At 69.0% G+C, this 20,213-nt stretch carries 23 protein-coding genes; 18 read left to right on the plus strand and 5 right to left on the minus strand.

Annotated features, from left to right (window positions below; genetic code table 11):
• Positions 1–385: 385 nt before the first annotated feature.
• Positions 386–1,102, minus strand: a complete 717-nt coding sequence (locus MLJ35_RS13650; RefSeq protein WP_243384800.1) for a response regulator — start codon at positions 1,100–1,102, stop codon at positions 386–388.
• A complete protein-coding gene (gene dcuS / locus MLJ35_RS13655; protein WP_243384801.1) occupies positions 1,099–2,700 on the minus strand; it encodes a DcuS/MalK family sensor histidine kinase in 1,602 nt (533 codons plus the stop codon). Before dcuS ends, MLJ35_RS13650 begins: the two co-directional genes overlap by 4 nt.
• An 80-nt stretch (positions 2,701–2,780) precedes the next feature.
• On the opposite strand from dcuS, the gene MLJ35_RS13660 reads away from it, so the two are divergent.
• A complete protein-coding gene (locus tag MLJ35_RS13660; protein ID WP_243384802.1) occupies positions 2,781–3,281 on the plus strand; it encodes a DUF6677 family protein in 501 nt (166 codons plus the stop codon).
• A 253-nt stretch (positions 3,282–3,534) separates the two neighbouring features.
• Here the strand turns inward: MLJ35_RS13660 and prfB are convergent, their stop codons facing one another.
• Entirely contained in the window at positions 3,535–4,641 is a 1,107-nt protein-coding gene (gene prfB, locus MLJ35_RS13665) for a peptide chain release factor 2 (protein WP_243384803.1), read from the minus strand.
• An 85-nt stretch (positions 4,642–4,726) separates the two neighbouring features.
• Between prfB and MLJ35_RS13670 the strand changes: the two genes are divergently transcribed.
• The 11 genes from MLJ35_RS13670 (at position 4,727) to MLJ35_RS13720 (ending at position 13,115) form a co-directional block, all read left to right on the plus strand.
• Complete coding sequence (locus MLJ35_RS13670) at positions 4,727–5,728, plus strand: alpha/beta hydrolase (RefSeq protein WP_243384804.1); 1,002 nt, start codon at positions 4,727–4,729, stop codon at positions 5,726–5,728.
• Complete coding sequence (locus MLJ35_RS13675; protein ID WP_243384805.1) at positions 5,725–6,657, plus strand: outer membrane protein assembly factor BamD; 933 nt, start codon at positions 5,725–5,727, stop codon at positions 6,655–6,657. Before MLJ35_RS13670 ends, MLJ35_RS13675 begins: the two co-directional genes overlap by 4 nt.
• A gap of 97 nt (positions 6,658–6,754) precedes the next feature.
• On the plus strand, positions 6,755–7,744 hold the full coding sequence (locus MLJ35_RS13680) for an aldo/keto reductase (RefSeq protein WP_243384806.1): 990 nt from the start codon (positions 6,755–6,757) through the stop codon (positions 7,742–7,744).
• The gene (locus tag MLJ35_RS13685) at positions 7,741–8,298 is read left to right on the plus strand and encodes a thiamine phosphate synthase (RefSeq protein ID WP_243384807.1); all 558 of its coding nucleotides are present in this window, start codon (positions 7,741–7,743) and stop codon (positions 8,296–8,298) included. Before MLJ35_RS13680 ends, MLJ35_RS13685 begins: the two co-directional genes overlap by 4 nt.
• A gap of 44 nt (positions 8,299–8,342) precedes the next feature.
• Entirely contained in the window at positions 8,343–8,606 is a 264-nt protein-coding gene (locus MLJ35_RS13690; RefSeq protein WP_243323946.1) for a hypothetical protein, read from the plus strand.
• 2 nt (positions 8,607–8,608) lie between these two features.
• The gene (gene rlmN / locus MLJ35_RS13695; protein WP_243384808.1) at positions 8,609–9,709 is read left to right on the plus strand and encodes a dual-specificity RNA methyltransferase RlmN; all 1,101 of its coding nucleotides are present in this window, start codon (positions 8,609–8,611) and stop codon (positions 9,707–9,709) included.
• Positions 9,710–9,779: 70 nt separating this feature from the next.
• Positions 9,780–10,382, plus strand: coding sequence for an exopolysaccharide biosynthesis protein (locus tag MLJ35_RS13700; RefSeq protein ID WP_243323944.1), 603 nt, complete (start codon positions 9,780–9,782; stop codon positions 10,380–10,382).
• Positions 10,382–11,167 (plus strand): tRNA (guanosine(37)-N1)-methyltransferase TrmD, encoded by a 786-nt coding sequence (gene trmD / locus MLJ35_RS13705; RefSeq protein ID WP_243384809.1) that lies wholly within the window; start codon positions 10,382–10,384, stop codon positions 11,165–11,167. Before MLJ35_RS13700 ends, trmD begins: the two co-directional genes overlap by 1 nt.
• A 145-nt stretch (positions 11,168–11,312) precedes the next feature.
• Entirely contained in the window at positions 11,313–11,870 is a 558-nt protein-coding gene (locus tag MLJ35_RS13710) for an outer membrane beta-barrel protein (RefSeq protein WP_243384810.1), read from the plus strand.
• 146 nt (positions 11,871–12,016) lie between these two features.
• The gene (gene rplS, locus MLJ35_RS13715) at positions 12,017–12,376 is read left to right on the plus strand and encodes a 50S ribosomal protein L19 (RefSeq protein ID WP_243295563.1); all 360 of its coding nucleotides are present in this window, start codon (positions 12,017–12,019) and stop codon (positions 12,374–12,376) included.
• 205 nt (positions 12,377–12,581) lie between these two features.
• Entirely contained in the window at positions 12,582–13,115 is a 534-nt protein-coding gene (locus MLJ35_RS13720) for an outer membrane beta-barrel protein (protein WP_243384811.1), read from the plus strand.
• Positions 13,116–13,185: 70 nt separating this feature from the next.
• Here the strand turns inward: MLJ35_RS13720 and MLJ35_RS13725 are convergent, their stop codons facing one another.
• A complete protein-coding gene (locus MLJ35_RS13725; protein WP_243384812.1) occupies positions 13,186–14,655 on the minus strand; it encodes a menaquinone biosynthesis decarboxylase in 1,470 nt (489 codons plus the stop codon).
• A gap of 185 nt (positions 14,656–14,840) precedes the next feature.
• Here MLJ35_RS13725 and rplU point away from each other — a divergent pair, with 185 nt between their 5' ends.
• The 6 genes from rplU (at position 14,841) to MLJ35_RS13755 (ending at position 18,958) form a co-directional block, all read left to right on the plus strand.
• Positions 14,841–15,152 (plus strand): 50S ribosomal protein L21, encoded by a 312-nt coding sequence (gene rplU / locus MLJ35_RS13730; protein WP_243295560.1) that lies wholly within the window; start codon positions 14,841–14,843, stop codon positions 15,150–15,152.
• Positions 15,153–15,227: 75 nt separating this feature from the next.
• On the plus strand, positions 15,228–15,488 hold the full coding sequence (gene rpmA / locus MLJ35_RS13735; RefSeq protein WP_026852683.1) for a 50S ribosomal protein L27: 261 nt from the start codon (positions 15,228–15,230) through the stop codon (positions 15,486–15,488).
• Between the two features lie 174 nt (positions 15,489–15,662).
• Positions 15,663–16,685, plus strand: a complete 1,023-nt coding sequence (gene obgE, locus MLJ35_RS13740) for a GTPase ObgE (protein ID WP_243384813.1) — start codon at positions 15,663–15,665, stop codon at positions 16,683–16,685.
• Positions 16,682–17,299, plus strand: a complete 618-nt coding sequence (gene nadD / locus MLJ35_RS13745; RefSeq protein ID WP_243384814.1) for a nicotinate (nicotinamide) nucleotide adenylyltransferase — start codon at positions 16,682–16,684, stop codon at positions 17,297–17,299. Before obgE ends, nadD begins: the two co-directional genes overlap by 4 nt.
• Before the next feature lie 18 nt (positions 17,300–17,317).
• Positions 17,318–17,692 carry a ribosome silencing factor gene (gene rsfS, locus MLJ35_RS13750; RefSeq protein WP_243384815.1) on the plus strand — a complete coding sequence of 125 codons (375 nt, stop codon included), beginning with the start codon at positions 17,318–17,320 and terminating at the stop codon, positions 17,690–17,692.
• Positions 17,693–17,704: 12 nt separating this feature from the next.
• Positions 17,705–18,958: a Glu/Leu/Phe/Val family dehydrogenase gene (locus tag MLJ35_RS13755; protein ID WP_243317401.1), complete on the plus strand. Its 1,254-nt coding sequence runs from the start codon at positions 17,705–17,707 to the stop codon at positions 18,956–18,958.
• A 48-nt stretch (positions 18,959–19,006) separates the two neighbouring features.
• On the opposite strand, the gene MLJ35_RS13760 is transcribed toward MLJ35_RS13755, so the two are convergent.
• A complete protein-coding gene (locus tag MLJ35_RS13760) occupies positions 19,007–20,158 on the minus strand; it encodes a DUF4382 domain-containing protein (RefSeq protein ID WP_243384816.1) in 1,152 nt (383 codons plus the stop codon).
• Positions 20,159–20,213: the final 55 nt, after the last annotated feature.

Genomic DNA, 20,213 nt, shown 5'->3' on the forward strand with positions numbered 1-20,213 from the left:
GGGCGGCCCCGAGGGGGCCGGAAGGAAACGTGGTGGGAAAGATGCCGGAGGTCTGGGCGGAAACCCGGGAGGGGTCCCGGGTGCCGAACAGCTGCACTGCTCACACGACCTGCGGGTAGGTTTCCTGATTCTCGGTCAGCCTTCCCAGAACGCGCCGTTCTGGAAGTTGATTCCCCGATTTGGAACTTTTGAAAGCGGATTCATCGAGGGGCCAACAACGCAACCCGCAATGTCCGGCGCGCCGAAGCGAGGTCCGGGGGGAGGTTCCCCTCCGCGAGCCCAGAGGGCGGGTGGGCGCCACGCCCCGCGTGGCGTCAGGTGGAGACGCGCAGCGCGCCCTTAGATCCCTGCCACGCTTGCGCGGCGGGGGGAACGCCCGGGGGCCTCAGAGGAATGTCTGGACTTCGCGCAAGTACCCCTTCTGGAACTGGAACCGGTGGACCGGCCGCCCCCCGGTGCCGTAGCCGGGTTCCATCCGGAGCACCTTCAGCGCGCTGAGGAACTCGAAGTACTTCCGCACGGAGACCCTGGAGATGCCCACCTGGTGGCCGATCTCCTCGGCGGTGAACCAGGGGGACGGTCCCTGCCAGGCCGCGACCGCCTTCACCACCTTCTCCAGGGTGTTCCGGTCCAGGCCCTTGGGGAGTCCTTCCGCCTTCCGGCCTTCCGTGGCCCGCCCGGCCAGGCGCTTGTCGAGCTCGGTCTGGTCGAGGACCTGCCCGCCCCGGATCAGGCGGCGGGTCTCGCCGTAGCGATCCAGGGCCTGCTTGAGCCGCTCGAACTCGAAGGGCTTGATGAGGTAGTCCACCGCGCCCAGCTTCAGGGCCCGATCGATGGTTGCCGCGTCCCTCGCGGCCGTCACGAAGATGACGTCCACATCCAGGGCCTGGCGACGGATCTCCCTCATGAGCTCGATGCCGCTCTGCCCGGGCATGAAGATGTCCATGAGCAGCAGGTCCACGGTGTGGCGCCGGAGCAGGTCCAGGGCCTCGGCGGCGTTGCCGGCGGAGGCCACGGCCTCGAACCCCGGCACGCGGCTCAGGTACATCCGGTTGAGCTCGGCCACCATGGGGTCGTCTTCGACCAGCAGCACCCGGATCATGGTTCCTCCCGGAGGAACAGGGTAAACGTGGCCGTGAAGAGGGCGCCGCCTTCTTCGCGGTTCTGCGCCACCAGGCGCCCGCCCCGGGCCTCGATGGCCCGGGCGGCCTGCCAGAGGCCGAAGCCGCGGTTCTCCCCCTTGGTGGAGAACCCCAGGTTGAAGGCCTCGGCCAGGATGTCCTCGGGCATCCCCGGACCGCTGTCCGCGACGGACAGGTGTAGCAGGGTGCCCTCGGGCCGGAGGGACACCTGGATCTCGCGGCGCGCGCCGTCGCCGATGGCCTCGACCGCGTTCTCCAGCAGGTTGCCGAGCACGGTGACGAGGTCGTGGGAGGCCGCGTCATCGGGGCAGGGAGGCAGCGAGGCGTCCTGGTCCAGCTCCATGTGGATGTTCTGCTCCCGCGCCGAGGCGAACCGGGCCAGCAGGAAGCCCGCGATGACGGGATCCTTGATCCGCTGGACCACGAAGCCCACCTCGTCGTCCAGCCGGCCCACCACCCCGGCGATGAAGGATTTGAGGCGCTCGTACTCCTCCAGCCGGACCAGCCCCAGGATCACGTGGAGCTTGTTCATGAACTCATGGGCCTGGGCCCGCAGGGCATTGGCGTACAGGCGGACCCCCGTCAGCTGCTCCGCCAGCCGGTTCATCTCCGTGATGTCGCGGAAGGTGGCCAGCGCCCCGGTGATGCGGCCGCCCACCAGCACGGGGACGCGGTTGGTGAGGATCTTCAGGCCCAGGATGTCGCCCTCCTGGTCGTACTCCGCCTGGCCGGTCTCCATCACCGTGCCCAGCCTGGAGCTGGGGAGGACCTCCTCCACCGGGTGGCCCACCAGCTCGCCATGGCTTCCCGCCAGCGCGAACAGGCGCAGGGCCTCCTCGTTGACGATGGTGACCACCAGGTCCCGGTTCACGCCGATGATGCCCTCCCGCACCGAGTGCAGCATGGCGTTGCGCTGCTGGAGCATGGTGGCGATTTCCTGCGGTTCCATGCCCAGCAGGATCTTCTTGATGCGGCCACCCAGGTACATGGCCCCCAGGATTCCCGCGGCAAACCCGATGACGCCCCCGATGACGATGCGCTTGCGCACGCTCACGATCGTGCGGTCCACCCCGGACTGGAGGATGCCCACCGCCACCGCCCCCACCTGCCGGTCCCCCTTCCACACGGGCGTGAAGGCGCGAAGCGAGAGGCCGAGGGTGCCCTTGGCGATGGAAAGGTAGGACCGCCCCCGGTACACCTCCGCATCGTCGCCGCCGGCGAAGCGGGCACCGATGAGGGACGCGTTGGGGTGCGAGAGCCGAATCCCGTTCATGTCCATGACCACGACGTAGTCCACGCCGGATTCGGTGCGCATGCGCTCTGCAAGGTCCTGGACGTCCGCCTGGGGGCGGCCTCCCGCCAGGGCGTCCCGTACCACCTCCGCCTCGGCGGTGATCCGAGAGAGCAGGACCACCTTCTGCCCCAGGGTGTCCCGGGTCTGGCGAGCCATGCGCCAGTCCACCATGGCCCCCGTGACAGTCAGGGCCAGGGCCAGGATCAGCGAGACCAGGATGGTGATCCGGGTCCGGAGCTGGAGGAACGGGCGCATCCGCGGCATGGTAGGGACCATCCTAGGGCGGAAGGACGAGGAAAGGCGAGGCCCGCGGGGGCTCGTCCGTTCTGGGGTAACCTAGGGGCATGACCGACGACAAGTCCGTTCCACGGCTCCCCATGCCCCTCCGCCGCCAGAAGGCCGTCCAGGCCGCGTGGAAGCCGCTGCTGTTCCAGTGGCTGGTGCCGGGTGCGGGCTACTGGATGATCGGCGAAAAGGGCCGGGCCAAGGCGTTCTTCGGCGTCTGGGTACTCTTCTGCCTCCTGGGCGCCCTGCAGATGCAGCACGGCGCGGTCGCCGGCGTGAAGGGCGGCGTCTTCGTGCCCCAGGCCGGAGCCTGGCTGCCCACCCTGGGGGCCTTCGCCACCGCGGGCATCGGACCCGCGTACGGCTTCTTCGCCTGGGCCTTCGGCGGCGCGGGCACCGAGCCTGTGCGCACGCTCACCCAGGAGTACGGAGCCACCTACGTGATGGTCGCCGGCCTCCTCAACTGGCTCTGCTGCTTCGACCTCTGGGACCGCATTACGGGTCGCTGGGTCTTCCGGCTGCCTAAGGACGAGCAGGAAAAGATCGCCAAGGGCGAGTAGCCAGCACGCCCTCCGGGCGGCCGCTGGGCGCGCCTTCGAGCGCGCACGCGGCCCTGGCTGCCCGCGATCGGACGCGCCACTGGCGCGTCCTCCCACTCACGGGGCCTTCGGCCCCGTTCGCGGAGCGGGGCCCCCGGTCGCCGGCCTCCTCAACTGGCTCTGCTGCTTCGACCTCTGGGACCGCATTACGGGTCGCTGGGTCTTCCGCCTGCCCAAGGACGAGCAGGAGAAGCTCGCCATGGGCGAGTGAGCCTCAGCCTTCGGTCTTGAGCGACTTGGCCAGGAGCTGGGCGCGGATGAAGGCGTCGATGTCGCCGTCGAGAACCTTCTGGGTCTGGCTGGTCTCCTCGCCGGTGCGGTGGTCCTTCACCATCTGGTAGGGCTGGAGGACGTAGCTGCGGATCTGGCTGCCCCAGGCCACGTCGGCCTTGTCGCCGCTGGCGGCGGCCACCTTCTCCTGGAACTTGCGCTGTTCCAGCTCGTAGAGCCGGGCCTGGAGCACCTTCATGGCTGTCGCGCGGTTCTTGATCTGGCTGCGCTCGTTCTGGCAGCTCACCACGATGCCCGTGGGCAGGTGGGTGAAGCGCACGGCTGATTCGGTGCGGTTCACGTGCTGGCCGCCGGCGCCGCTGGCGCGGAAGACATCGATCTTGAGGTCCTTCTCGGGGATCTCGACGTTGATGGTGTCGTCCAGCTCGGGGCTCACGTACACGGCGGCAAAGCTGGTGTGGCGCCGCTTGGCGGCATCGAAGGGGCTGATGCGCACGAGCCGGTGGACGCCCGCCTCGGCCCGCAGGTAGCCGTAGGAGAAGGGCGCGTCGACGATGAAGGTGGCGCCCTTGATGCCGGCCTCCTCCCCGTCCTGGTAGTCGATCATCTCCGTGGCCCAGCCCTTGGCTTCGCAAAAGCGCAGGTACATGCGCAGCAGCATGGCGGCCCAGTCCTGGCTCTCGGTGCCGCCGGCGCCGGGTGCGATGGCGACGATGGCGTGGTTGTTGTCCAGGTCGCCGCTGAGCATCATCCTCAGCTCGGCATCCTCCACCGCCTTGCGGAGCCCCATCTCCACGGCCTCGGCCTCGACCAGCATCTCGGCGTCCTCGCGGGCCAGCTCCAGCCCCGTCTCCAGGTCCTCCAGCCCGCCGGACAGGCGCTTGGCCAGGGCGATGTCGTCGCTGATGGAGCCCCGCTTCTGGAGCAGGGGCTTGGCGGCCTCGGGATCGTCCCAGAAGCCCGGGGCGGTGGTCCGCTCTTCGATCTGTTCCAGTTCCAGGGCCTTCCGCTCGGGATCCAGGTGGGCGACCAGCTGCCGGACCCGGGGCTCCAGTTCGTTCTTGGCCCGCACCAGGGTCTCGAAATCCATCGTCCGCGTCTCCAGCCCGAGCTTCCGGGGAACCTTCAAGTTTATGCCAATCGGGGATCGGCCGTCCCCACGGTATTCTGATCAGATGCATGATCCCACCCCCGTGCTGCCCGCCGATCTGGAGCCCACCGCCCGTGGGGTCCTGTCGGGCCATGGGGGCGTGACCCTCGCCTACGCGCGCTGGGAGCACCCGGCGCCCAAGGGGCGGGTGGTCATCTCCCATGGCTACGGCGAGCACGGCGAGCGCTACCGCCACACGGCCCGCTGGCTGCACGGGCTGGGCTGGTCCGTGTCCGCCATGGATCACAGCGGCTTTGGGCGGTCCGGGGGCATCCGGGGCGACGCGGATGGCATCCGCGTCTTCGTGGACGACTTCGCCCTCTTCCTCCGCCAGGAGCGCCGCCACGACGCCGAACGCACAGGGGCCCAGGCCCGGGTGGTGGACGGCGTGCCCATGCCACCGCTGCCGGTCTGTCCCCAGGTGGTGCTGGGCCACAGCTTCGGCGGGCTGGTTGCCCTGCTCACCCTGCTCTGGCACGCGGACACCCTGGACGGTCTGATCCTGTCGAGCCCCAGCGTGGCCGTGCGGTCCAATTCGAAGGCCCTGGTCGTGCTCTCCCGCCTCCTCAGCTGGCTCATGCCCCACCGGCCCATCCAGCTCCATGGCGACAAGAGCCGGGTCTGCTCGGATCCTGTCCTCGTGCAGCGTTACCAGACGGATCCCCTCTGCCACCGCTGGGCCACCGCCGCCTTCGGCGCCGCCCTGGACGAGGGCCGGGCCGAGCTGCTTCCCCTCGGCCAGGAGCTGGATCGCCCCATGTTGCTGCTGGAATCCGGCGAGGACACGGTGGTGGATCCGGACGCCTCCGAGGCGCTGTGGTCCGCCGTGAAGCCCGGCCTGCTGGAGCGTCACCGCCTGCCCGGTTTCTATCATGAGGTCTTCCACGACCGCCGGCGCGCGGAAGCCCATGCCCTGGCCGAGCCCTGGCTGGACCACCTCTACCAGGCATGGAATCCCTCCCAGCGCCCCCGGAACCCTTCGCTCTGTCCCGCCATGTCTGAAATGCTGTCCCCGGAGTCCGCATGAAGCGCATCCTCACCACCCTGTCCGTCAGCCTCCTCCTCGCGGGGCTGGGATTGGGCTGCCGCAAGCCGAAGACCGCCAGCCAGGTGACCCTCAGCTCCACCGTCCTGATGGCTCAGGCGGACAAGCAGATGAAGCAGGGCAAGTTCAACGAGGCCAGGACGACCCTCCGCCAGCTGGAGCAGTACCTTCCGGGCTCTCCCGAGTTCCCCAAGGCCAAGCTCATGCTGGGGGACAGCTTCTTCTTCCAGTCGAACCCCAGCTTTCCCGAAGCGGAAGTGGAATACACGAGCTTCCTGAACTACTTCCCCCGCCACGAGCTCCGGGACTATGCCCTGTACCACCGGGCCCTGTGCCACTTCTCGTCCATCGAAAGCGCCGAGCGCGACCAGACCGAGACCCGCAAGGCGCTCGACGGGTTCCAGCAGCTGCTGACGGAATCTCCGGGCAGCCCCTACGCCCCCGAGGCCAGGTCCAAGGTCGTCCAGTGCTGGAGGCGCATCGCCGAGCACGAGCTGGTCGTGGGCATCTTCTATGTGAACGTCTACTACTACCCGGGGGCCGAGCGGCGCCTGAAGGCCCTGCTGGAGACCTATCCCGACTACGTGGATCGCGAGCGGGCCTATTTCTACCTCGGCGAGGCCCTGCGCCAGCGGCTGCTGCTTCCCGAAGAGCTGAACCAGTTCGAGAAGGACTACGCCAAGAAGCTCCAGAAAGAGGATCTGAAGGAGCTCACCCGGGAACAGGGCATGCAGTACCAGAAGGACTTCATCACCTTCACCACCGAGCGCATCAAGGGTTTCCGCGACGAGGCCAGGAGCTACTACCAGAAGCTGGTGGAGAGCTATCCGGGCTCCGAGTGGGCCCGCCGTGCGGCGGACCGCCTGGTGACCATGGGCACCGGCGGTGTGAAGGAAGACCTGGATAGTTGATGTTGTCCGGGGGTTCCCCGCTACGCGGACACCCCCGGGCCCCCGCGCTCGGTCCGGCTGAGCCGGTCCTCGCTTCAAATCAACCTCGGGACACGCCATGGACCTGAGCAGCCTCGGCCTCGGCACCTACCTCGGGGAGGCCACCTCCGCCGCCGATGAGGGCTATGCCGCCGCGGCCCGCGCCTTCTTCGCGGCCGGGGGGAATGTCTTCGACACCGCGGCGAACTACCGCGGAGGGCGCTCGGAGCGGGCCCTGGGCCGCGCCTTCGCGGGCATGCCCCGGGAGGCGTTCTTCGTCTCCACCAAGGCCGGCTACCTGCCCATGGGAGACGGGCTCACGGACGAAAGCCCCGGGGCCTGGTTCCGGCGCACGCTGGAGGGTCCGGGCATCCTGTCCGCCGAAGAGGTGGTGGACGGTTGCCACGCCATGACACCCCGCTACCTGGCCCACCAGCTGGAGGTGAGCCGGGCCGCCCTGGGCATGGCGACCGTGGACCTCTTCCACCTGCACAACCCCGAGCAGCAGCTCCCGCACCTGGGGCCGGAGGCCTTCTACACCGCCATCCAGAAGGCCTTCGAAGCCTGCGAGGGCTTCGTGGCCTCCGGCGCGATCCGCGCGTACGGCGTGGCCACCTGGAACGGGCTCCGCGTGCCACCGGGGCGGGCCGACCACCTCAGCCTGGAGCGCCTGATGGCCGCCGCCGAGGCCGCCGGAGGACGGGATCACCACTTCCGCTGGATCCAGCTGCCCCTCAACCTCGCCCTGCCCGAGGCCTTCATCGCCCCCACCCAGCCATTCCGGGGCGAACGCCTGACGCCGCTCCAGGCCGCCTGCGCCGCCGGCCTGTCGGTGCAGACCTCCGCGTCGATCATGCAGGCCCGCATCCTTTCCCAGCTCCCCGCAGACCTGGTGGAAGCGCTGGGAGGGGCCACCCCCGCCCAGGCGGCCCTCCAGTTCACCCGTTCCTGCGCCGGGGTCACGGTGGCCCTCTGCGGCATGGGCCGCGCGGACCACGCCACCGAGAACGCCGCGGTAATGGCCCTCCCGAAGGTGGACCCAGCCGTGCTGGAGGGCCTCTTCGGATGATCCTCCTCGCCATCACGCCGGGTTTCGGCTTCGACCGCGACCGCTGGGCGGCCGTGCTGCGTTCGGGGGTGGATGGCTTTCTGATCCGCGAGAAGCAGCTGGAGGCGCGCGCGCTCCTGGAGGCCGCCACCTGGTGCCAGGACGCCGCCCCGGAGGTGGCGCTGTGGGTGGCCGATCGCCTGGATGTGGCCTTCGCCGCGGGCTGCGGCCTGCACGCCCCGGAAGCCCATCCGGAGGTGGAACCAGGTCTGGTGCCGCTGTCCCGCCCCCTGCACGACGAAAGTCAGTGGGCGGCGCGCAGCCGCGTGGACCAGCTGCTCATCTCGCCGATCTTCGCCAGCCCCGGCAAGGGCGCGCCCTGGGGGCCGGTACGGCTGGGCCGCTTTCTCGACGGCCTGCCCGCGGAGGGCCCGCGCCTCCTGGCCCTGGGCGGAATCGATCCCGTGAAGGCGGCCCTGCTCAGGCATCCGCGCCTGGCGGGAGTGGCGGCCATCCGGCCCTTCTGGGACGGAGATCCGCGCCGCGCAGTCGCAGCCTTCCGCGAGTCCTCCTAGCCGGCGGATCTGGAGCCGGCTGGTATTCTGGGAGCGGAGGCTCCATGGATCTGCCCGAGAACCTGCATCACCTGGTCAGCGAACTGGGCGATTCGCTGGTGAAGGCCTTGGCCGAAGATGACCACTGCCGCGACCTCACCTTCCAGATCCAGGCCCAGGGCTACGGACTCATGCTCATCCTGGAGGCCGCGCCCATCCGGCTCCGCGGGGAGGGCCCCGGCGAAGGGCTGCCCCAGGAGGGTCCCGAGCAGCCCTTCTCCGAGGACGACAAGCGCCTGATGAAGTCCTTCAAGATCCGGATGGACTGACGATGACCCAGTTGTGGGACCTGCCGGCCCCTGAAGCCGGCCGCGCCGCGCGTCCCAACGCCGCGGGCCTGGACGCCGCGGACCTGAAGGCGCTGGTCTCCGCCCTGGGGGAGCCGGCCTGGCGCGGAGGCCAGCTCTTCGACGGCCTCTACCGGCAGCGTTGGACCCGCTGGGAGCAGTTCTCCAGCCTGTCCAAGGCGCTGCGGACGCGCCTGGAGGCCGAGGTGGACCTGGCCTGGCCCGCCATCGTCCAGAGCCAGGCTTCGGAGGACGGATCCACCAAGCACGCCTTCGAGCTCGCGGACGGCCGGCAGGTGGAGGGCGTCCACATGCCGTACGAGGACCGCACCACCCTCTGCCTCTCCAGCCAGGTGGGCTGCGCCATGGGCTGCACGTTCTGCGCCACGGGGCAGATGGGCATCATCCGCAACCTCTCGGCAGCGGAGATCGTGGGCCAGGTGGTGGCCATGCTGAACCATCACGGCCACCCGGAGGGCCGGCCCGTGAACCTGGTGTTCATGGGCATGGGCGAGCCCTTGCACAACCTGGACCACCTCATGGCGGCCTTCGCCATCCTCACGGATCCCAAGGGCCTGGCCATCCCGCCCCGGCGCATCACCGTGTCCACCTCCGGTCTGGTGAGCGGCATCGAGCGGCTGGGCAGCTTCGCGAAGCGGCCGCGCCTGGCCCTGAGCCTCAACGCCACCACGGACGTCCACCGCTCGGCCATCATGCCCGTGAACCGGGTCTGGAACCTGGAGGCGCTGGCGGCGGCCCTGGCGGCTTTCCCCCTGCAGTCCGGCGAGCGCATCACCCTCGAGTACGTGCTGCTGAAGGGGGTCACCGACAGCCTGGAGGACGGCCGGCGCCTCGCCGCCTTCGCGCGCCGCTTCCCCGCCAAGGTGAACCTGATCCCCTTCAACCCCCACGAGGGCAGCGGCTTCGAGCCCCCGGAGGAAGCCCGCGTCGGCGCCCTCTGCCGCCTGCTCTCGGAAGCGGGCCTGCCCGTGAGCGTCCGCCGCAGCCGGGGCCAGGACGTGGCGGGCGCCTGTGGCCAGCTGGTGCGGGAAGGCCAGGCCCGGAAACCGAAGGCCGGGGCTTGAGGTCCCGGAGCCAGAGGCCTCAGAACTGAAGACCAGGGACCGAGGACCCTTTTCCCGTCATCCTGGAGGGGTGCCGTCCGCCCCGAAGCCCTTCTTCGAGACCCTCCACGCCCTGCTGGACGCGGAAGGCGAAGTCACGCTCGGGGAGCTGCTGGACGCCGCGGGCGAGCAGACCTACGGCCTCCTGACCCTGCTGCTGTCCCTCCCAAGCCTGGTGCCGGGCCTGAACCTCGGGCTGGCCCCCGTGGGCGGCATCGGGCTCATCGTCCTGGGGACCCAGTTGGCCTGGGACACACCCCATCCCTGGGTGCCCGGGCGGGTGCAGGCCCAGCCCATCCACAAGGGCCGCATCAAGAACGCCCTGGCGAAGCTCGAGACCCAGCTCGACCGCCTCCGCTGGCCCAGGGCCCGGCGGCGGCCCATCAACCGCCGCTGGGTGGGCGCCTGCATCGCCTGGACGGGGTTCCTGCTGGCCATCCCCGTCCCCCTTCCCTTCGGCAACCAGCTACCCGCGGCGATCCTCTGCCTCCTGGGCGCCTCTCTCCTGGAGGAACGCCCCCTCTGGGCCTGGATCGGCGCCGCCGCCGCCCTCGCCAACACGCTGTACTTCGCCTTCAGCTTCGACCTCATCGCCCGCACCTTCATGAAGGCCTTCCACGCGATGATGAAGTGATGCGCATCGACGCCCTCACCCTCTTCCCGGAATTCTTCGAGGCCGCCCGCCTCGGCATCACCGGGCGCGCCTTCCGGGAGCTGGGGCACGCCCTCCTCACCCACAGCTACCGGCCCTTCGCGGGCAACCCCTTCGGCCACGTGGACGACGCCCCCTTCGGCGGCGGGCCAGGCATGGTGCTGCGCCCCGAGGTGCTGCGCGACACCCTGGCCTCCGTGCCCCGGGCGGCGTCGAACCGCGTCATCCACTTCAGTCCCGCGGCGCCGCCCCTCACCCACGCCAAGGTGCTGGAGCTGGCCCGCCTGGATCAGCTGATCCTCGTCTGCACGCGCTACGAGGGCCTGGACCAGCGGGCGGTGGACGAGTACGTGGACGAGGAGCTCAGCGTGGGCGAGGCCGTGCTCAGCGGCGGCGAGCTGCCGGCCCTCTTCCTCATCGACGCGGTCTGCCGCTGGCTTCCGGGCGTGCTGGGCAACGAGGCCAGTGCCGAGGAGGACAGCTTCGCCACGGGCCTGCTGGACCACCCCCACTACACGCGCCCGGCCACCTTCGACGGCCTGGAGGTGCCGGTTGTGCTCCAGGGCGGCGACCACGGCGCCATCCGGCTCTGGCGCCTGCGGGAGGCCATGGCCCGGACCCAGCGTCTCCGGCCGGACCTCTGGACCGCCTTCCTGCGGGACCGCCTGCCCGCCCTGGATCGCCCCGCCCAGTGGTGCGCCTGGCAGGTGGAGCATCCGGAGGACTGGAACCGGGCCAAACCCAAGGGCTGGAAGGGCTGGAAGTAGAACCAGGTCGATTTTCTTGGATCCGGACTAGACCTCCAGATACAAGATGCGTAGGTACCATTTAGCCCCATCGGGCGACCGCGGCCTCAGAGGCCCCGGATCCGCCCAATGAACCCCGGCCCCCCATGGGCCTCAAGGAGATCTCATGACGATCCGCGCACTCATCCTGGCCGCCGCCGCGCTGGTGGCCCCCGCCCTCAGCGCCCAGGAAGGCCCCCGCTTCGGGCTCCAGGCGGGCCTCAACATCCCCCAGAGCGACCTCAAGGACGCGGTGGACAGCAAGGTGGGCTTCACCGTCGGCGCCCAGGCCACCTTCGACCTCCGGGGCGGCCACATGATCCGCCCCCGCCTGGACTACACCTGGTTCCCGGAGTACTCCGTGAGCGGCGGCGGGGCGTCCGCCAGTCTCAAGATGTCCAACATCTCCCTCGGCGCCGACTACATGTACTTCGTGGACGGCAAGCCCCAGGGCTTCTACTTCACCGCCGGCGCTGCCGCCATGCAGTGGAAGATGGAGGCCAATGTCTCCATCCCCGGGTTCGGCTCGGGCTCGAACAGTGAGACCACCACCAAGCTGGGCCTGGCCGCCGGCGTGGGCTACCAGTTCAACAAGACCGTCGGAGCTGACGTCCGCTACCTGAAGAGCAGCGCCTGGGAAGGCGACCTCGACATGATCCAGGTGGGCGCCACCTTCCGCTTCTAGGTTGAGGTTCAGGGAAGGGGGGCTTCCTCCGGGAATGCCCCCTTTCCTTTCCGGCCTTTTCCGATACACTGATGGACTCCCCGACTCCGGGGACATCGAGCCATGTCCGCCGATTCCGGCCCGGGACCGCTGGCCCAGGAGCCCACATGAGCCACATCATTGACCAGCTCGAAGCGAGCCTGCTTCGTTCCGACCTGCCCCGCATCCAGCCCGGCGACACCGTCAAGGTGCACGTGAAGGTGAAGGAAGGCGAGAAAGAGCGCATCCAGCTCTTCCAGGGCATCGTCATCGGCATCAAGGGCGGTGGCATGCGCACCTCCTTCACCGTCCGCAAGATCGCGAGCGGCGTGGGCGTGGAGCGCATCTTCCCCCTGAACAGCCCCACCATCGACAAGCTGGAAGTCGTGCGCCACGGCAAGGTCCGCCGCGCCAAGCTCTACTTCCTGCGCGAGAAGCTCGGCAAGGCCGGTCGCCTCAAGGAGCGCCGCACCGAGAACGGCGAATAGGTCTGACCGCTTCCCTGAAAAGGCGCCCGCGAGGGCGCCTTTTCGTTGGAAATAACCGGAATCGGATTCACCTCAACTCAAGCTAGATCTTTATTTCTAGTCCCATCTTTTCCTTCCTGAATGAAGGGCGGCCTTCCCGTTATTTGTGGGAACATGGCCCCGGCGCCGGTCGGCCCGCCCCGGGCCCGCGCCTTCCGGAGGAACCATGAAGATCCTGTCCCCGCTGACCCTGGCCGTCCTGGCCACCGCCCTGTCCCTCCAGGCTGAGGCACCCCGATACGGTGTGCAGGGTCTCGTCAACATCCCCCTGGGCGACCTGAAGGACTACGTGGACAGCAAGCCGGGCCCGGGCATCGGCGTGCACGGCACCTTCGACCTGGGCGATGGCCACATGCTGCGCCCCCGCCTCGACTACTCGGTCTATCCGGAGTCCAGCTTCGGCAGCCTCAAGCAGGATGCCAACAACCTCAGCCTGGGCGGCGACTACCTCTACTTCATCGCCGGCAAGCCCGAGGGCCTCTACCTGACGGCGGGTCTGGCCGCCATGCGCTGGTCCTTCGAAGTGAAGGATCCCGTCCTGGGCAACGTCTCCACCCACACGACCAAGCTGGGCCTGGCCATCGGCGCCGGGTACCAGTGGAACGCCACCGTTGGGACCGAGGCGCGTTTCGTGCATTCCCGCATCACCAGCGGCTTCCAGGCGGACGCCCTGCAGGCCGGGGTGACCATCCGGTTTTGATGCGCTCCGGGGAGCCTCCCCGGACCCCCGCGTGAAGCCCGGCATAGCCGGGCTTCGCTTTGTACTCCGATCAGAACCCGTATTCCTTCCACCGCTGGCCGATGCGGTCGAGGATCTCGTCGGGGAAGACCAGGTCGCGGGGCCACTCGCGGGGGAAGCCGTCCCAGGGCCGGTTCTTGCGGGTGGCGTCGATGCCCACCTTGCTGCCGAAGGCGAAGCGGTCGGCGCTGTGGTCCAGCACGTCGAGCGGGCCTTCGGTGAAGAGCATGTCGCGCTTGGGGTCCACATTGCTGGTGAGGCGGAAGAGCACCTCGGTCAGGTCGTGGGGGTCGATGTCCTCGTCCACCACCACGATGCCCTTGGTGAACATGATCTGGCCCGTGCCCCAGATGGCGTTCATCACCTTCTGGGCGTGGCCGGGGTATTCCTTCCTCATGCTCAGAATTACCAGATTGTGGAAGGCCCCGGCGGCGGGCAGGTGCATGTCCCGGATCTCGGGCAGCACCATGCGGAGCAGGGGCAGGAAAATGCGCTCCGTGGCCAGGCCCAGGTAGGCGTCCTCCTGGGGCGGACGGCCCACGATGGTGGCGGGGAAGACGGGACTCTTCCGCATGGTGATGGCTTCCACATGCAGCACGGGGTAGTCGTCCGCCAGGGAGTAGTAGCCCGTGTGGTCGCCGAAGGGGCCCTCGCGGCGCAGCTCGCCGGGGGTCACGTAGCCCTCGATGACGATCTCCGAATCGGCCGGGACTTCGAGATCGTTCGTCACGCACGGCACCATCTCGATGCCCTCGCCCCGCAGGAAGCCCGCGAACATGACCTCGCTGAGGAAGGGCGGCAGGGGCGCCGTGGCGGCATAGGTGAGGGCCGGCTCGCCGCCGAAGCTCACGGCCACGGGCATGCGCTCGTCCTTCCCGTAGCCGTGGCGGTTGCGGGCGCCGTCGTGGTGGAGCTGGGTGTGGAAGCCGAGCGTCCGGTCGTCGAAGACCTGCAGGCGGTAGAGGCCCGTGTTGCGGTGCCCCGTCTGCTTGTTGCGGGTGTGGCTCATGCCGAGGGTGATGAAGGGGCCGCCGTCCTCGGGCCAGGTGGTGAGCACCGGCAGGTCGGTGAGCTTCACCTGGTCGCCCTTCAGCACCACCTCCTGGCAGATGCCCTTGCGGACGGTCTTCGGCATCCAGTTGGAGACCTCGGCCAGCACGGGCAGCTTGGCCAGCTTCTCGAAAAAGCCCGTGCCGGGCTTGGGCATGGCCTCCTGCACCAGCTTCTCGATGCGGTCGGCGACGGCGTCCAGGCCCCGGGGGTCCTTGTCCACGCCCAGGGCCAGCTCCATGCGCTTCAGGCTGCCGAAGGCGTTCATGGCCACGGGCATGGCCTTGCCCCTGGGCCGGTCGAAGACCAGGGCCCTGCCGCCCCCGGGTTGCTTGGAGACCCGGTCGGCGATGGCGCCCATCTCCAGATAGGGGTCGACTTCGGCGGCGATGCGGCTCAGCTCGCCCGCGGCCTCGAGCTGCTTGAGGAAGGTCTGGAAATCACGGCCCATGGGAATCTCCGGACCCCGATCATCCCATCCGGGCTCGGCCGCCGGAACCCTATCCCCTGTCATTCAGGAATTTCCCTTGAGGGGACAGGGATTTTCCCGCATACTGATGGGCCTTGCCCTGGCCGTGGGCTCCCAAGTGCGTCCGATGGACCGCCGCCCCCGCGCCCCAACCGAATGAGGTTTCCATGTTCGCAATCATCAAGACCGGCGGGAAGCAGTACCGCGTCGCCGAGGGCGATATCCTCCGCGTGGAGCTGCTGGAGAAGGATCCCAAGCAGGCCGTGACCTTCGAGGACGTGCTCCTCATCGACAAGGACGGCGACCTGAAGGTGGGCCAGCCCACCGTGAAGGGCGCCAAGGTCGAGGCCGAGGTCATCACCCACGACCGCGCCAAGAAGGTGATCATCTTCAAGAAGAAGCGCACCACCACCTACCAGCGCACCCAGGGCCACCGCCAGGGGTACACGGAAGTGCGGATCAAAGCTATTAAGGCCTGAGCCATTTCGCTTCGCGAAATAGCTGGTGAGAACGACATCCATTTCTTCCGATTTCAAAATTGAAGAGGTACTTCCATGGCTCACAAAAAAGGCGTCGGTTCCAGCCGCAACGGTCGTGATTCCCATTCCCAGCGCCTGGGCGTGAAGGAGTTCGGTGGCGAGGTCGTCACCGGCGGCTCCATCCTCGTCCGCCAGCGCGGCACCAAGTTCAAGGCCGGCATCAACGTCGGCATGGGCAAGGACCACACCCTCTTTGCCAAGATCGACGGCAAGGTGCGCTTCCAGGACAAGGGGCAGTCCGGCCGCTTCATCCACATCGACCCGATCGAAGGATGAATGCTGTCCGGGGGTGTGCGCTGCGCGCCTCCATCTGACGCCACGCGGCGCGTGGCTCCCACTCGCCCGCAGGGCTCGTGGAGATGGAGCCTCCCCCCGAGACCCCCGCGCATAGGCCGGGCGTAGCCCGGCCTATGCTTATGCCTCCCCGATCTTCCGCAATCAAAGGCCCACATGTTCCTTGACCACGTCCAGCTCCGCGTCGTCGCCGGCCACGGCGGGTCCGGCGCCATGAGCTTCCGCCGCGAGAAGTTCGCCCCCGAGGGCGGGCCGGACGGCGGCGACGGCGGCAAGGGCGGCTCGATCTTCCTGCGGGCCAACCGGGCCCTGAACACCCTCAATCCCTACCGCCAGAAGCGCGACTTCGCCGCCGACCGCGGGCGCCAGGGAGAGGGCTGCATGCGCCACGGCAAGGATGGTCTCGACATCACCCTGGACGTGCCCCTCGGCACTCAGGTGAAGGACGCCGACACCGGCGAGGTGCTGGCGGAACTGCTGGCCCACGGCCAGGATGTCTGCGTGGCCCGCGGCGGGCGCGGCGGCCTGGGCAACACGCACTTCAAGAGCTCCACCAACCGCACGCCCCGCCATCACCAGCCCGGCGAGGAGGGCGAGGAGCGCACCCTCGACCTGGAGCTGAAGCTCATCGCGGATGTGGGCCTGGTGGGCTTCCCCAACGCCGGCAAGAGCACCCTGGTGAGCCGCCTGAGCGCGGCGCGGCCCAAGATCGCCGACTACCCCTTCACCACCCTGGAGCCCCAGCTCGGCGTGGTGAGCCTGGACCGCTTCGGCGGCGACCTGCTGGACAGCTGGGTCATCGCCGACATCCCCGGCCTCATCGAAGGCGCGGCAGGCGGCGCAGGCCTCGGCATCCAGTTCCTCCGCCACGTGGAACGCACCCGCATGCTTCTCCACCTGGTGGATCTGTCCGATCCCATCACGGAGCCCGCGGAGGCCGTGCGCGTCATCGAAGGCGAGGTGGAGGCCTTCAGCTCCGTGCTGGCCGCCAAGCCCCGCTGGCTGGTGGGCACCAAGCTCGACGCCCTGCAGGACGACGAGCGGCGGACCGCCTTCGAGACCCTCTGCGCCGGCCGCGGCCAGAAGCCCATCTTCATCTCGGGCGTCACGGGCGAGGGACTGCGCGAGTTGGCCTTCGCGGTCGATGCGGCCCTCAAGGACAAGGACGCGGCCCAGTGAAGCGCGTGGGCCTGCTCGGTGGGGCGTTCAATCCCCCCCATGAAGGTCACCTGAAGCTGGCGCGGCTGGCCCTGGAGCACCTCGGGCTGGATGAACTTCGCTTCGTGCCCACGGCCATCAGCCCCCACAAGCCCGACCCCGGCGGCCCCGCGCCCGGAACCCGCCTGCACCTCCTGGACGAGGCACTCCGCGCCTTCGATCCGCGCTGCGCCGTCGAGACCGCGGAGCTCGAGCGGGGTGGCGCCAGCTACACCGTGGACACCCTGGAGACGCTGTCCGCCCGGGAGCCCGGCACGGCCTGGATCCTCGTCATGGGCAGCGACCAGCTGGCGGGCTTCGCCACCTGGCGGCGCCCGGAGCGGATCCTCCAGCTGGCCTCCCTGGCCGTGGCCCTGCGCCCCGGCGCCCCGGCGCACGTTCCGGCCTTTCCCGGGCTGCGACCGGCCTCGGCCTGGTCCGGCGGGACCGGCGAGCTGGTCTGGCTCCCCTCCACGGACACGGACCTCGCCTCCACGGAGCTCCGGCACCGTCTGGCGGCGGATCCTGCCCAGGATCCGGGCGGCATCCCGCCCCAAGTTCTCGCTGCCATCCGCGCGGAAAACCTGTATCGTTAGCCCTGTTTCGGAGCCCGCATGACCCTTGATTCCCGGCTCGCGACCGTCGTCGAAGCCGCCCGGTCCAAGAAAGCCTTCCGCATCCGCCTCCTGGACGTGAGGGACATCGCCAGCTTCACCGACACCTTCGCCTTCATGAGCGGGGGCAGCGACCGCCAGAACCGCGCCATCGCCGAGGCGGTGGAGGATGCCCTCAAGCTCACCGGAGAGCGCCCCATCTCCCGCGAAGGCGAGGCCAACGGCAACTGGGTGCTCCTGGACTACGGGAACCTGGTCGTCCACGTCATGGACGAAGAGACCCGCCGCCACTACAACATCGAGGGGCTCTGGAGCGCCGGCCGCGAGCTGGAAGTGCCGGCCGAGACCCATCCCGCCCAAGAAGCCCGTCCGTAGGAGATGCCCTCCATGCTGACCAACCAGACCAACGCCTTCGAGGCCATGCAGGCCCGCCTCCGCGTCGCTTCCCAGCTCTACGGCCTGGATGACGCACTGTTCAAAGTCTTCATGGCCCCCAGCCGGTCGATGATCGTGAGCCTCCCCGTGCTCATGGACAACGGGCAGTGGGAGGTCTTCACGGGCTACCGCGTGCAGCACAACATCGCCCGCGGCCCCGCCAAGGGCGGCATCCGCTACGACCTGAACGTCACCCTCGACGAGGTGAAGGCCCTTGCCGCCTGGATGACCTGGAAGTGCGCCGTGGTGGACGTGCCCTTCGGCGGCGGCAAGGGCGGCATCGTGTGCGACCCTTCGCGCCTGAGCCTGGGCGAGAAGGAGCGCCTCACCCGCCGCTACATCGCCGAGATCATGGACATCCTCGGACCCGACCGCGACGTGCCCGCGCCCGACATGGGCACGGACGCGCAGACCATGGCCTGGGTGCTGGACACCTACTCCATGCACGTGCGCCGCACCGAGAACGCCATCGTCACGGGCAAGCCCCTGGGCCTGGGCGGCAGCCTGGGCCGCAACGAGGCCACGGGCCGCGGGATCCTCATCACCGCCCGTGAGGCCATGCAGCGGCTGGGCAAGCCTCTGGCCGGCGCCACGGTGGCCGTGCAGGGCTTCGGCAACGTGGGCAGCCAGGCCGCCCGCCTGCTGCACGAGGCCGGGGCGCGCATCGTCGCCATCAGCGACATCCAGGGCGCCGTGCGGAATGACCGCGGCCTGGACATCCACGCCCTCCTCAAGCATGTGGCCGAGGCCCGCACCGTCGTGGGCTTCCGGGGCGCCGAGCCCATGGACCCCAACGCCGTCCTTGCCCATCCCGTGGACATCCTGGTGCCCGCCGCCTCGGAGAACCAGATCACCGAGGCCAACGCCGCCCAGGTCCGCGCCAAGGTCATCGTGGAGGGCGCCAACGGCCCCACCACCCCCGAGGCCGACCCCATCCTGCTGGAGCACGGTGTCCTCGTGGTGCCGGACATCCTGGCCAACGTGGGCGGTGTCACCGTCAGCTACTTCGAGTGGGTGCAGAACCGCCAGGGGTTCTACTGGCGGGAGCGCGAGATCAACGAGCGCCTGGTGGACTACATGACCCACGCCTTCCAGGCCACTTTCGCCACCACCGACAAGTACAAGACCAACCCCCGCATCGGCGCCTACATCCTGGCCCTGGACCGCGTGGCCCAGGCCATGAAGTACCGCGGATTCTACGCCTGAGCTACGGGAAGGGGCGCCGGGGCCCCCCTTCCCCTATTCAGGTCGGCCTCACAGCCCCAGGTTCACCGTCAGCGTCAGCCCCGCCGTCACGGTGGCCGGCTGGACGGTGGAGGTGGTCACGGTGGTGGTGCCGTCGGCATTGAGGGTGGTCCGCACGGCCTGCACGCTGTAGGCCCCAGCGGGCACCGAGGCGAAGCCGTAGGTCTCCCCGGAGGTGCCCACGGTGGCCATGCCGCTGTCCACGATGAAGGCGAAGCTGCCCGAGCCCGTGGACAAGGTCTGGAGGAGGTTCACCACGTCGCTCTGGCTGCTGGTGGCCACAGGCGTCAGTCCGCCGGACACACCGCCGGTGGCCGCGTCCGCGGTGAAAGCCGCGCTGTAGGTGAAGACCGGCGTGGCCGCGCTGAGCGCAAAGGCATCGCTGGCCTTGGCGTCATAGGCCTTCGGCGTGGTGGTCCCCAGCACGGGCTGGCTCACCACGTAGTAGGTGGCTCCCACGGGCAGGAGGTCCAAGGTGTACGCGCCGGTGGCGTCCGTGGTGGTGCTGCGGGCGATCCGGGCGTTCCCCGCGGTGTCCAGGGTCTCCGCATAGACCACGGCGCCGGCGAGGCCCGTCGACGTCGCGGCATCCGTCAGCTTCCCGGAGATGGAGCCCGTCACGATCTTGTCGTAGGCCCAGACCGTGGGACGGAGGAGGTACTGGTTCGACATCCCGGCCTGCACCACCTGGATGGAATGGGCCGCGTCGAAGTCGATCCACACGTCCTTCGTGGTGCCGGCCGCCACGTCGAAGCTCACGATGAGCTTGACGCCCGACTGGAGGCCCGAAGGCACGGTGAGGGGCTGGACGCTGCCATCCGCCAGCTTCACGGTGTTCCCCGCGCCCAGGACCAGCCGCATCTGCTGGTAGTGGCCCGCGGGCAGGGTCGTCCCCGAGGCCAACATCTCGCTCACGCCGCCGGTGAGGCTCAGCAGGTTGTAGGTCTTGTCGGGGGTTCCAAGGGTGATCCAGCCTCCATTGCCGCTGATCTCCACGGACTGGATGTGGACGTTCACCTCCTGGTAGCCCGTGATGGGGCCATCCACCAGGTGGACGTTCATGGTGCCGGTGCTGGAGCCTGACGAGCCCCCGCAGGCCATCAGGAACGCCAATCCCAGGGTTGCCAAAACAACGATGGTGAGTCCACGCCAACGGCTCATGGTTGCCTCCTCGGGAGTTATTGAGTCCCGAAACCATTCTTTGGTTGAAGGGCGG

The sequence above is a fragment of the Geothrix alkalitolerans genome (assembly GCF_022808885.1).
Taxonomy (GTDB): domain Bacteria; phylum Acidobacteriota; class Holophagae; order Holophagales; family Holophagaceae; genus Geothrix; species Geothrix alkalitolerans.